The organism is Bremerella cremea (assembly GCF_003335505.1).
Lineage (GTDB): Bacteria > Planctomycetota > Planctomycetia > Pirellulales > Pirellulaceae > Bremerella > Bremerella cremea_A.
In genome coordinates, this window is record NZ_QPEX01000030.1 from 193,419 (window position 1) to 206,280 (window position 12,862).

A 12,862-nucleotide genomic window follows, 5' to 3' on the forward strand; every position below is an offset into this window, starting at 1 on the left:
TCACCAACGATTCGTATTCATGCAATGTGTGATGTTGTGACACCATGAAAGCAGAAAGGTGCAGGTGGTCGAGACGTTGCTGCTAGTCCGCCCAGCGGACCCTACGTTGGGGACTACAGCGCCTTTAAGTAGGCCGTTAAATCGGCGATTTCTTCTGCAGTAAGATCTCGTGTGCCAGAGACCTCTTCGGGCGAATGGAAGTCGGTAAGGACTTCTTCTAAATTGCGGGCCCGGGCATCGTGTAGGAAGCGTACTTTGCGATAGATGCCCACCAGCGATGGCGTGTTGAAGCCGTCGTATTCGTCTTCATCGGAACCGAGGCCGACGTCATGAATTTTACCGTCGGTGAAGTAGACGCCGCTGTGGCAACTTGCGCAGTTGGCAACGCTGCTTTCAAAGACTTGCTTGCCACGCTGGGCTGTGGTGTTTAGCGAGCCATCTTTCTCGCGAAACGGATTTGGGGCCGCGCGATCGGTGTTCAGGTAAGCCAAAAGAGCTGCCTTCTCTTCAGCGCTGGCAGGGCGGCCTTGCATGGTGGTGGTGAACGATTTGTGCATGGCATCGTTCAAATCGACTTGCCAGCCATGCCAGGTCCAAGGGCCCGTCTCGTGCAAATTTTCCAGCGGCAGTACGGTCTTCATGGTCAGGGCCGAACCGTCGTTCCAGGTATCCATTGCCTTTGAGTTCACGCCACCGTTGTAGTGGCATGTGTGGCAGCTGTACCATTGATCGAGACTGCGTCTGGCATCGTAAAATACCGCTTCTCCCTGGCGAATTTGGTTGAGAGAGACCGATGGGGCAAGAGGAATCTCACGCACGATCTCGCGCGACTCGATATCAACGACTTGAACACTGTCTTTCAAGTAGTTTGCCACGTAGACGGTGCGGTTGTCGTTGGCCATAGCGATTCCCATCGGGCGGCCTCCTAGTTCGATGCGGCCAAACATGTCTTCGTCACGCATCAGCTTCGGATCGATCAAGTCGCCCGGACCACCAATGCCTTCCCAAGGAAGATCGGCCCGGCGATAAACCAATAGCTCGTGCGTACCAGATGCGGCTACTACTAATCGTTTTTCGTCACCGCTCATGGTTATACCGATAGGATCGGCGACGGCGGTGCCTGGCACGTCAAGGGTAATCGCTTCGCGGTATTCTGACTCGTCGAGGCGAACCCGCCCGATGCGGCTTCCTAAAACCCAGCCACGGCGAATATTGTCGCGGTTGATCGGATTGCTGCGATAGATCATCCACGGAAAGTAAACGTACTTGCCATCGGCGGAACATTGCATGTGGCCGATGTTGATTCCGCCAGAAAGCTTTTCGGCATAAGCCACCTCCCAAGTCGGTACGTCAACGACCACGATCCGGCTTTCTCCACTGCAGCCAACTGCCAGACGTTTTCCATCAGGAGAGAGGGCCAGGTAACGAGGCCACGCGCCAACTTCCAGCTTACGAACCAGCTTGCCTGCGTTCAGATCAAGTTCGGCAATTTCACCAGTCGCAACCAGACCGACATAGGCGGTTTGTCCCTCGGGCGATACCGCGAGTCCCGTTGGTTGGTAGCCGACTTCGATGGTGGCCTGGGGATGAAGCTTGCCATCGTCGACTTTCAGAATAGAGACCTCGCCACCGAACGTATCGGTAACCACCAAGTGTTGTCCGTCGAGGCATTGCTGTAGGAAGCTCGGGTGAATACCGCAAGCGATTTCGTCGGTAACCTGGCCGGTAGCAACATCGACCAGGCTTACACTTCCAGAAGTTTGGTTGGCGGTGGCCAGCCAGCGACCGTCTCGCGCCAAAACCACATCAACCGGCGAACGATAGTTGCTTAAAGGGCCCGCTAGCAGCCCTGCCGAGCAGAGTAGCAACAGGGTAATTGGAAGGAAGTTGGTAAGGGATTTCATCGGAATAATTGACCCATCGGGGGTATTTGGCAGGAGTTTGCGGCGATTGTTAGCAAGATAACAGAAAAGGAAAATCGTATGGATAATCATTGCCAAGGCTTGTAGGTCGCAATCGGATGGCAGATACTGAATCTGACTCGTAGAGTGATCCGAAGTCAACCGTAACCTGTAAAAGTTGTCGATTGACGTTCGGCTTTTCCCACTCCGTTTGCACATTCCCCTGGTTCCCCCTCGAATCGTTTCAGGAGATTTCTTGATGAGACATTTGACTGTCGCTCTGACGATGTTTGCCCTGGTTGCCGGTACTTCCCTGGTTTCGGCTGAAGAAACCAAGAGTGGTCTGCAAAAAGGGGACATGATTGGTGCCTTCTATGTGACCAAATTGGCTGGTGCCGAAGAAGATGGCGTCAAGGTAGGTAAGAATCTCTGCTACCGCTGCAAGAACGGTGGTCGTCCCCAAGTGATGGTCTTCACCCGTTCGAGCGACAAAGCGGTTGTCGACTTGATCAAACAACTCGACGCAGCGATTCCGAAGAATGAAGAAAAGCAACTGCGTGCGTTTGTGAACTACCTGGGCGACGAAAAGGCTTCCGCCAAGGCAGACGCTGAGAAGTTGGCCAAGACTTCCGAAGCCACCAACGTGCCGTTCGTGCTGCCGAACGAATTTGAAAACGGCCCAGAAGATTACGGGATCAACCCAAAGGCCGAAGTTACCATCATCCTGGCCAAGGGTGGCAAGGTTGAAGCCAACTTCGCTGCCAGTTCGGCGAAGGATTTGAAGGTCGACGAAGTGATCGCCGACTTGAATAAGATCCTCGACTAGTTCTCGTGCTGCGAGATTAGCCCAATACTAAAAAGCCGCTGGCACAGAATGCCAGCGGCTTTTTTCATGCGCCGGTCTCATCTTTCCTGTTCCCTCGCCCCTGCGGGGAGAGGGCTAGGGTGAGTGGGCGAAGCGGTTTTAATTGTCCAAAGTAAGGAATTGGTATCCAAGAGGATGTGTAGCTGTTACCGGCATAGGTAATGGAAGATCAACTAAAAAATCCCTCACCCTAACCCTCTCCCTTCAAGGGAGAGGGGACAAGAATGCTATGCGCCGAAGATCTCGCTGACAGCTTTCCCTTTGCCGTCTTCGGTAGCGTAGAACGGACGGCGTTCAATCTCGAAAACGGTCTTGGGGCTGATGCCCATTGCGGTGAAGATGGTCGCGTGCAGGTCAGTCACGGAAACCGGATTCTTGGTGGCCACGAAAGGTCGTTCGTTGGCGGTCTCGCCGTATAGCATGCCTTTGCGGACACCACCTCCCCACATCATCACGCACGAGCCGCCGGTAAAGTGACGATGCTGACCGTAGTGTTTCATTTCTTTGAACACTTCGACCGCTTCAGTAGCCTGGTCGCGTGCGTTGGAACCTGGTTTGCCTTCCATGATCATGTCGCGGCTGAATTCGCTGGCCAGGATTACCAACGTGCGATCCAACAAGCCGCGGGCTTCCAGGTCGCGAATCAACTGGGCCACCGGCAAGTCGACTTCCTGCTTCATCCGCTGCAGGGTTGTGAACCCGTTGGCGTGCGTGTCCCAGTTCAAAAAGGGGACGTACTCGGTGGTGACTTCCACAAAGCGGGCACCGTTTTCAACCAGCCGCCGAGCCAAGAGGCAGCCGCGGCCAAATCGGCCGGTGTCGTATTTTTCGTAGCTCTCTTTCGGTTCCAGCGAAATATCGAACGCTTCTCGCTCTTTCGCGCTGAGTAGACGATAAGCGTTTTCCATCGAGCGTAGTTGCGATTCACGCTGGAAGTCGCCGATGTAATCTCGCATCGGCGATTGATCGATCAATTTGCGAAACAACTTGTTACGGTTCGCGAATCGATCGGGCGGCATCCCTTCCGGCGGCCGAACCGACTGGGCGGCTTGCTCAGGGTAAGGGAGATTCATTGGGCCGAATTCGCTGCCAAAGAACCCGGCGGTAGTGAATGCTTTTAGTTCTTCCTGCTCGCCCACACCTTCCAGGCGTTGGCCGATATTAATGAACGCAGGCATTACCGGATTCAAAGGGCCTAGCACACGGGCCATCCACGCGCCAATGTGCGGACAGGCGACCGTTTGTGGCGGCACATAGCCAGTGTGCCAGTGGTATTGATGTCGTGAATGCAAGATGCTGCCCAGGTCTGGTAGCACATGCGAACGAATGAGCGTTCCCCGGTCCATGACCTGGGCGATATTTTCCATCCCTTCCGAAATCTTAATGTTGTCGACATTCGTATCGATGGAAGGGAAGGTGCTTTCGACCTTCGCGACGGGCGTGCCAACCTCGAAGGGAACGTACTTCTTCGGGTCGAATGTGTCAGGCGCGGCCATGCCTCCGGCCATCCACAACAAGATGCAGCTATCGGCGGTGGGGGTAGGTTGTTCGAGTGGGGCTCCTTCATTGGCGGTGAGCATGCGTGGGGCACCGGCCATCATGGTGGCGGTGCTGGCTGCAGCTAGTTGATGAAGGAACTGTCTACGTTGTTGTGCGCGGTCCATACGGAACCTCACGAGGCTTGGAGGGGATTTTGTTTAGCGGACCAATTGGAATTCCGGCAGCATGAAGACCGCCCAGAGGACGTCCTCCATCGTGCTTGTTTCTAGGTGATTGCCAATGGCCGCTGAGAGTGTGCTGAGTTCTTCCGGGGTGGGGTTACGGCTTAGTGAGTAATTATAGAGCCACGTGACAAACTCGTCCGGAGATTTCCATTCTCGCTGTTGCAAATGTATCGCGCCTTGATGCAGCATATTGGCCAAGGGCTCGCCATTAGAAAGATCGATTGCTTCCAGAGTGGTAAGCTCTAAGGGACGTACCGTTACGACTTGATCGCGATTTGGCCGACCGAGCGAACGCATCAGGAAATCACTCTTAAGGAGCGAGGCTCGGACCATCCGCTGCGAGGCATTATTTCCTTGTGCCAACAGGTTGGTCAGTTGGCCACTTACTTGAGGACTCCAGATTTGTTCGTTCTCGGCGATGACCGCTGCCGACCAGTCTTTCGGCTGTTGAGGGAACTTGCCGTTCTTTTCTGGTACGTGGCGTGTCCATTGCCAAGATTCATCCGAAGCGATCACTTGTTCCGTTCCATCCTTACCAGGAACCCGAGCTTCAAAGAACAACGCCGCTGCATTCGGGCCGGAACCGGCATTCTTAGCGACAATAAGAATTTGGTTTTGCCCTTTCTTTAAATGAGGCAGCATAGTCAAGTCAGGGGCAGCCCAGTTATCGCCTTCCACCACCTTCTTGCCGTTCACAAAAAGAGTGTAAGCGTTGTCGCATGAAATGATGGCGTAAGCTTGGTCGGTCGCTTCGTCTTGGTTCCACGTTTTGCGGAAGGTAAGTGTTTCGCCAGCCGCCGCATCGTGGGTGTTGGCTCGGTTCCAAATCCAATGGCCACTGAGCGAAAGATTCTTTTCAGCCGTCATTCGGGGGTTCGCCCGGATCACAGGGGCATCGTACTTCAAAGGAGCGGTCTGGGTGATTTCCCACACGCAGTCGACAAATTGTTCGGCTGTCATCCGTTTCGTTCGTGGGCCAGCGTACTGATAGCCGCCATTATCGCTGTCTTCGGACACACGTTGGGCTTGTGATTGGTAGGCTTGGGAAGTCGCGATTAGCTTCAAGGTCGCCTTCAAATCGTAGTTGTTTTCGACTAGGTGTTCGGCCAGAAAGTCTAGCAGGTCGGCGTTCCAAGGCGGATTTTGCATGGCGTCGGTGGGATGCACGATGCCGTAGCCCATCATCCGATGCCACAAGCGATTCACGATCGTCCGCGTGAAGCGGCCGTTCTCGCGATGGGTCATCAAGCTGGCGAGTTGCTTGAGTCGCTCTGGCTGCGAGGCTGTGGCATCGATCTGGCCTAGCTCTGGAAAGAGCCAGGCGGCCTGAGCGTTCTCGCCGGTCGGTTTGTCGCAGCGGTGAATGGCCAACGGACGCTCAGCATAGATCGCCGCTAGGCCAAACGAATCTTTCAGCTTCCAGCGATCGATAAAGCTATCGTGACACGATGCACACTTCAGGTTAATACCTAAGAACGATTGGCCCACGTTCTGGGCAAATTGTATTTCCACCGTCTGGCCAGCACTGACTTCTCCACGCCACTTAATCCCCCCAGCGAATCCGGCACTGTCGGTGGTTGGCGGGGCAATTAGCTCGCGGACGAATTGATCGTATGGTTTGTTGGTGACCAGGGCTTCGTACAGCCATTTCGAGATTTGCGTGCGTCCGCCGGTAATGAACCCGGTTCCGGCGTAATCGTTACGAAGCAGGTCGTTCCAGAAGGTTAGCCAATGTTCGGCATAGTTGATGTCGCGCGCCAGGAGAGTATCAACAAGCTTGGTTCGTTTGTCAGGCGAAGTGTCGCTCAAAAATTCGGTCCGTTCGGTGGGCGTTGGTAGCAAGCCAATCAGGTCGAGGTAGGCTCGTCGCAGAAACGCTTCGTCTCCGAGAGGTTCTGGCGCAGGGCGGCTCTCGCGGATCAGTTGGGTGTCGAGAATCCGGTCGATCGGATTAGTTCGCCCGTTAACGGCAGGGGGAAGCTCGGGGCGACGTGGTTTGAGGGGCGGTTCGTACAGTGGCTCACCGAAGGTAAAGCCAGGTTCCCATTTCGCACCAGATTCGATCCATCGCTTCAACAGCCCGATTTGCTCGGCCGTTAAAGGGTCGCCTTCAGGGGGCATGCGGCTGAATTCGTCATCGGTGGTTATGCGGGCGATGAGCTCCCCTTCCGCTGCCTTACGTGGCACGATGGCCGCCCCTGATTCCCCGCCTGCGATAAGGTCTTCACGCGTATTAAACGAAAAGGCACCTTCTTTTTGCGTACCACTATGACAGTTGCCGCATTTCTGTTTTAGCAGCGGAACGATCTCGTGAGCGAAGTCGACGTCAGCACCGAACGTGGGCGAAAACGCCAGGGCGACCAAAAGTAAGGAAAGAATTCGCATGAATGGTTCACAGGAAGGAAAGTGAGAGGGATGCATCCCCTCAGTATATACCAAATGAGGGCAATCGCCCAAATTGCAAGTGGCGTATTTTGTATGAGGAAGCAGGGTACGGCTAGAGCTTGAAGGAAAAATACAAGTCGATTGAGAGGCTTAGGTGATTAGGTCATGAATCACATGACCATGGACGTCGGTCAAACGGCGATCTATTCCGTTGTGGCGGACCGTGAGTTGCTCGTGATCGATGCCTAGTAAATGCAGCATTGTGGCGTGAATATCGTAGACCTGGGTTGGATTGTCACGGTCTAGGGGCTTGTAACCCCACTGATCGGAAGGCCCGTACGTGACGCCTGGCTTGATGCCGCCGCCGCAGAGCCAATTGGTGAAAACGTAAGGGTTGTGATCGCGCCCCTTGCTTCCTTGCGTGGAAGGCATCCGCCCGAACTCTGTGGTCCACAGGACGATCGTGTCATCCAGTAGGCCACGTTGTTTAAGGTCTTGAATTAGCGCCGCCGAGCCGACCGCCATGCCGGTAGCCAAGGGGCCATGGTCTCGGCGAATGTCCTCGTGACTATCCCAATTGCGGCGGGGGAAACCGTTATCGTTGCCAGACCAAACCTGAATGAAACGCACGCCGCGCTCGATCAGACGTCGAGCAATCAGGCATTTCAAGCCGAAGTATTCGATCTCTTCTGCGGCGTTAATTTCCGAGGGGTACTCTGCCCCTAAGCGATCGACGCCGTACATCTTTAAGATGTGTTGCGGTTCGTCGGAGATATCGAGTGCTTCCGGGGCACTCAATTGCATCTTGGCGGCCAACTCGTAACTACGAATACGTGCTTCCAGGCGGGAGTCGCCAGGACGCTCGCTTTGGTAGCGGCGATTCATGCGGCTTAGCAAATCGAGTCCGGCCGATTCACTTTCCTGCGAGGTGGAAAACGTCGCGGCGGGGCGTAGGTCTTCAATCGGGTTGTCACGCTGGGGGAAAATGGCGGTTCCCTGAGTGCTGGCCGGTAGAAACGCACTCGCCCAATTTTTGGGACCGTTGCTAGCGAAGCCCCGATGGTCGGGCAGGACGACAAACGCAGGGAGATTGTCGTTTAGGTTGCCTAAGCCGTAAGTCACCCACGAACCCATGCCAGGGTAGCCAGGCGTATCGAATCCGGTGGCTTGCAAATAGGTTGCTTGTGAATGGACTCCACTTTTACCAACCATGTTGTGTACAAATGCCATGTCGTCGACGCACTTGCCTAGTGGCGCGGCGACCTCGCTTAGCATTTTGCCGCATTGCCCGTATGGCTTAAACGCGAACGGCGATTTCATCCACGGGCCGAGTCCGTTTTGAAATGTCTCGACCTGTTCGCCGAAATCGGCCTCTTCGCCGTGACGCTTTTCAAGCATCGGCTTATGATCGAAGAGGTCGATTGGGCTGGCTGCACCGCTCATGAATAACTGAATCACTCGCTTCGCTTTCGCAGGATGATGCGGCGCGTGCAAGATGCCTTGCGTGCCGGTATTGGCACTGGCTTGGTCTTGCAGCAGTAGCGAAGTGAGAGCCAACGAGCCGAAGCCCCAGGCATTGCGTTGCAGAAATTCGCGGCGGGAAGAGAACATGGTGAGTGACCTGGGAAGGTTAGTCGAGGTAGACGAATTCACTTTGGTTCAACAGAACTCGGCATAGTTGCACCAAGCCGTGCTGCTGGGCAAAAGTGGCGTACTCGCGGCGTTCCGTTTCGTTCGAACTTCGACCTAATGTTAGCCAAATAGCGTGATCAATTTGATCGTCTAGCGTGTTGGCCTCAGACTCCAGTCGCTGGGCGAATGCTTCGGCCATGACGAGTTGGAAAGGATTGTTAAGCATCGACAACGCTTGCAGGGCCGTTAAAGTTTCGTCTCTTTTAGGCGTGCTTTGTGAGGAATCGGCGCAATCGAGCGTGGTCATATACGGATCGGGCTGCGAACGGACGATAAAGCGATAGATACTGCGGCGGTGGGAAGCTGGATCGCTTGGATCGAATTTGTGATATTCGTAGTGCGGCGAATGCTCCGCTTTTTCCAACGCGAAGAGATAATAGCCAGGACCTCCCATTTTCAAATCAAGTTGGCCACTTACCGAGAGAATCGAATCACGGATCTCTTCGGCTTCCAGACGTCGTCGATTCATCCGCCAGAGGTATTGGTTGCTGCCATCTTGGGCTGCAAATGCCTCGTTGTGCTGGGATGTTTGGCGGTAGACGCTGCTGGTTACGATCAACCGATGCAAGGCTTTAAACGATTGGCCTTGATCACGAAATTCAACCGCCAGCCAATCAAGCAGTTGAGGATGGGTCGGCGGTTGCCCCATGCGGCCAAAATCGTTGGGAGTGCCGGCAAGCGGTTGATCGAAATGGTACTGCCAGACGCGATTCGCGATACTTCGCCAGGTAAGGGGATGATCTTTCGCTGTAATCCAACGGGCAAGTGCTGCTCGACGATCGGCCTCGGTGTGATCGGAAGGGAGCGAGAATTGAGCTGTCTCTTGGCCAGGCAAGGGAAGGGCACACGGAATTGCTTCTTCCAGCGGGGAGGTCACATTGCCGCGATGCAGGACATGCACATCGCGAGGGACACCGCCGGTCGGCTTGAAATTTCCTTGGGCTGAAAACTGGGTCGCAGCGGCGTAAACCATTTGCCCGGACGGTAGACGGCCCAACTCTTGGTCAATTCGCTGCTGCTCCGCTTCTAACTGTTTGCGTCGCGAAGTTCGTTCTGGCGTTTCGATTTGTCTTTCGAGCTTGGCCAGTTGTGCTCGGGCACTAACGAGTTGCTCGACGGCTGCTGGATCAAGTGACTGCGGCCAGCGTCCATCGACCAAGTTGCTTCGTCGCCAACGATTTGGGGCCTCGATGGAATCGTGCGACGTGACGACCGAACCTTGCGCGACGTTACGATTCGAGGCGTCGAATACCTCGACTTCGGACAGAGCAAAGATGAAATCGTTTTTTCGTGGGGCCAGCTTGGTGGCAGTTACACGGATGAACTGGGCGGTGAGACGCGTTTCGGCCTGGTAGGTTCCGAGCAGCGGATTCGGGAAATCGTGCCCTGTTTCATCGACAACAAGTTGAGCGTTTTCAAACTGTGGATTCGCAGCAATTTCGATCTTGAATCGGATCGGAAAACCAAAGCCAGCACCGATGCCGGCGAAATCATCGTAGCAAGGGTGGAGTACGATCTTGCTTAGTTCTATTGGATGATCGAGGTTAATCTGCACCCATTTTTCGACATGCGCAACCGGTTCGATCTGGCTATGGTAGCCATGTTCTGGCACTTCCAACTCAGGCCGAGTCTTGCCATGCAGGGCACTGATTTGCTGGCGAAGTTTGGCCAGTTGGTTGCCACCGGCAGCTTGAATCTCTTGTTGCCAGGCGACCAATTGCGAGGCAACATTTTGCTTTTCCGCTACTAGTGATTGCCGTTTTTGTTCGACGGCAGGATCGAGGTCGAAAACCCGGTCTGCCCGATCAACGGCCGCGAAGACCGATTGCAGCCCGTAGTAATGTTGTTGCGTGTACGGATCGAATTTATGGTCGTGACATCGTGCGCACTGAATGGTGACACTGCAGAAAGTGTTTAAGGTGTTGCTGACCATTTCGTCGCGATCGAGGTTTCGAGCATTTTTGCCATCGATCTTAGTGGCGGGAACCTCTACGTGGCCGATGAAATCCCAGGGACCAGCAGCAATAAAACCTAAACCGAGAATGCCATCCGGTTCGCCTGGAAACAACGCATCGCCCGCGATCTGTTCCTGAACGAAGCGGGCGTAAGGTTTGTCTTGGTTGAAACTGCGGATGACATAGTCGCGATAGGGCCACGCATGGTGGCGGAGCTTGTCTTTGTCGTAGCCACACGTGTCGGCATATTTGACCACATCCAGCCAATGCCGCGCCCAGCGTTCGCCGTAGCGAGGCGAAGCTAACAAGTGGTCGACTAATTGCGTGTAAGCTTCGTCGTTAATCCCTGATGAGTCTGGAGCGGTTAGTTTCTCGGTCCATGTTTGCATCTCTTGCGGAGTTGGCGGGAGACCGGTCAGATCGTAGAACAACCGGCGAACCAATGTCCGCGCATCTGCTGGCGGTGAAAGATGCATGCCTTGCTCGTCGAGCTTGGCAATGACGAAGGCATCGATTGGTGTGCGTACGGACGCTTGAAACGCTGCTGGCACGGAAGGGACGGCAGGACGTGAGAGGGATTGCTGCGACCACCAGTCGTCTTTTACTTCTAATGTCAAATCATGCGGCCACTTTGCCCCAGCGGCGATCCACTGGCGAACGAGACTGACCTCGTTGGCAGACAGCGGAGGACTGCCTTTGGGCATTTCCGGTTTTTCGCCGACCAGATAGTCCAACAGAAAGCTGGAATCTGGCTGGCCTACGACGATCGACTCGCCGCTGTCCCCACCCGAGAGAGCCTCGCGTGCGGTCGTTAGCGAAAGGCCACCGCCAGCTTGTGCGTCGTTATGACAACGCACGCACTTTCCTGCCAAGATCGGAGCGACTTGTTCGCGGAAGAAATTCTCATTCGGCTCGGCACCTAGAAGCAATCCACTGCAGCACACGGCCGAAATGAAAGTAGCAAGCGAGAAAGTACGATTCATAGAATGCGACACAAGCGAGGGGCTCAGGCGGGGGAGGTAGGGGGATCGGCAGGCAAGCCAAAGCATTGTCTGTCGACTTGGCAATAGCTGAGTTTGCCACAACTTGGGCTCGATTGGCAAGTGAAAACGTGGTCATTTCTGCCTCCCTTCATAACCCTAAATGCCCCTAAAGGATGCAAGTGGACCTTTAGTCGGGTTCAATCACCGCAGTGAGGTGATGTCTGGTCACTTAGCGCAATTCCTTGGAGCGATGGCCGAGAATTGACAATGCAACCGAAAAGCCTTTTATTTCAAAGGCTTTACTCCCTTTGAGGATGTCTTTTAGGGGGGGGAGTTGTGGGTATGGCGATGTAGAAGAAAACGCAGTTGTGCGTTACTCTCAGGGTTTATGAATCTCACTCTTGTTAGGCAACGAATTCGCTTATGTTCGAGTCTCTTGCTCTGCTCGCTTCAAGTCGTGTTACTACGCCCCTTGTGCCAATCAAGTTGCCGGAGTTCGGTGTGCCGGTTTGGTGCAAGTTAGAGTATCTGAATCCTTCGGGTTCGACCAAAGATCGTATTGCTCGGTATATTTTGTCGAAGGCAGTACGAAGTAGTGTGCTTTCGGCGGGAGATCCGGTTGTGGAGGCTTCCAGCGGTTCGACCAGCATCGCTTTCGCCTTGGCGTCGGCGCAGCTTGGGCTGCAGTTCACCGCGATTATGCCAGAAGGGGTCAGCCGAGAACGTGTGACCATTATCAAGGCTTACGGGGCGAAGGTTGAGTTGACACCAGCCGACGACGGCATTCAAGGTTCGATTAATCGGGCAAAACAACTAGCCGCCGAAAAAAACGCGTTTTGGCCAAGCCAGTTTACGAACCAGGACAACGCCAAGGCTCACCAAGACGAAACCGCTGGCGAGGTGCTTTGCCAAATTCCAACCGGCAATGTCGATCTATTTGTCAGCGGAGTAGGGACCGGCGGAACGCTGGTCGGAGTCACCAAAGGTTTGTTAGCGGCAGGCTGCCCGGTGACGCCCGTGTTGGCTCGACCGGTGAGCGACAAACTGATCTCGGACATCGAATGTTGCAGCTTCAGCAAGCGGATCCCAGGCGTTGTCGATGGACTTTCCGAGATTTTCAAGACGGCTGGTTTTACTAAGCTGCAGGAGTTTGAAATCTCGGATGATGAGGCAATTGAAGTTACACGCAAACTCATCCGAGCTGGTTTTCCCATCGGCCCTAGTTCCGGGCTCAACTACTTGGCTGCCGTCCGCGCGTATGAAGACCATGGCCAAAATCCGGTCTGTTTGACGGTTTTCCCTGATCGGATGGAACGGTATTTTTCCACGGAACTGTTTAGTCGAATGTAACGAGACC

At 54.5% G+C, this 12,862-nt stretch carries 7 protein-coding genes; 2 read left to right on the top strand and 5 right to left on the bottom strand.

The window, feature by feature from the left end:
• Positions 1–113 precede the first annotated feature (113 nt).
• Positions 114–1,904 (bottom strand): c-type cytochrome, encoded by a 1,791-nt coding sequence (locus tag DTL42_RS15715; RefSeq protein WP_158545408.1) that lies wholly within the window; start codon positions 1,902–1,904, stop codon positions 114–116.
• Positions 1,905–2,160: 256 nt separating this feature from the next.
• Between DTL42_RS15715 and DTL42_RS15720 the strand changes: the two genes are divergently transcribed.
• A complete protein-coding gene (locus tag DTL42_RS15720; RefSeq protein WP_158545409.1) occupies positions 2,161–2,727 on the top strand; it encodes a hypothetical protein in 567 nt (188 codons plus the stop codon).
• A gap of 266 nt (positions 2,728–2,993) precedes the next feature.
• Here DTL42_RS15720 and DTL42_RS15725 read toward each other — a convergent pair whose 3' ends face one another.
• From DTL42_RS15725 to DTL42_RS15740, 4 genes are all read right to left on the bottom strand, one after another.
• Entirely contained in the window at positions 2,994–4,430 is a 1,437-nt protein-coding gene (locus tag DTL42_RS15725) for a DUF1501 domain-containing protein (protein WP_114369673.1), read from the bottom strand.
• 33 nt (positions 4,431–4,463) lie between these two features.
• The gene (locus DTL42_RS15730) at positions 4,464–6,875 is read right to left on the bottom strand and encodes a DUF1549 domain-containing protein (RefSeq protein WP_114369674.1); all 2,412 of its coding nucleotides are present in this window, start codon (positions 6,873–6,875) and stop codon (positions 4,464–4,466) included.
• Positions 6,876–7,025: 150 nt separating this feature from the next.
• The gene (locus DTL42_RS15735) at positions 7,026–8,486 is read right to left on the bottom strand and encodes a DUF1501 domain-containing protein (protein ID WP_114369675.1); all 1,461 of its coding nucleotides are present in this window, start codon (positions 8,484–8,486) and stop codon (positions 7,026–7,028) included.
• Between the two features lie 19 nt (positions 8,487–8,505).
• On the bottom strand, positions 8,506–11,505 hold the full coding sequence (locus tag DTL42_RS15740) for a PSD1 and planctomycete cytochrome C domain-containing protein (protein WP_114369676.1): 3,000 nt from the start codon (positions 11,503–11,505) through the stop codon (positions 8,506–8,508).
• A gap of 423 nt (positions 11,506–11,928) precedes the next feature.
• On the opposite strand from DTL42_RS15740, the gene DTL42_RS15745 reads away from it, so the two are divergent.
• Positions 11,929–12,855 (top strand): PLP-dependent cysteine synthase family protein, encoded by a 927-nt coding sequence (locus tag DTL42_RS15745; RefSeq protein ID WP_114369677.1) that lies wholly within the window; start codon positions 11,929–11,931, stop codon positions 12,853–12,855.
• The last annotated feature ends 7 nt before the right edge of the window (positions 12,856–12,862 follow it).

Excerpts from the sequence above, each read along its gene's own strand:
- DTL42_RS15715 (WP_158545408.1), bottom strand. The coding sequence starts at position 1,904 with ATGAAATCCCTTACCAACTTCCTTCCAATTACCCTGTTGCTACTCTGC.
- DTL42_RS15720 (WP_158545409.1), top strand. The coding sequence starts at position 2,161 with ATGAGACATTTGACTGTCGCTCTGACGATGTTTGCCCTGGTTGCCGGT.
- DTL42_RS15725 (WP_114369673.1), bottom strand. The coding sequence starts at position 4,430 with ATGGACCGCGCACAACAACGTAGACAGTTCCTTCATCAACTAGCTGCA.
- DTL42_RS15730 (WP_114369674.1), bottom strand. The coding sequence starts at position 6,875 with ATGCGAATTCTTTCCTTACTTTTGGTCGCCCTGGCGTTTTCGCCCACG.
- DTL42_RS15735 (WP_114369675.1), bottom strand. The coding sequence starts at position 8,486 with ATGTTCTCTTCCCGCCGCGAATTTCTGCAACGCAATGCCTGGGGCTTC.
- DTL42_RS15740 (WP_114369676.1), bottom strand. The coding sequence starts at position 11,505 with ATGAATCGTACTTTCTCGCTTGCTACTTTCATTTCGGCCGTGTGCTGC.
- DTL42_RS15745 (WP_114369677.1), top strand. The coding sequence starts at position 11,929 with ATGTTCGAGTCTCTTGCTCTGCTCGCTTCAAGTCGTGTTACTACGCCC.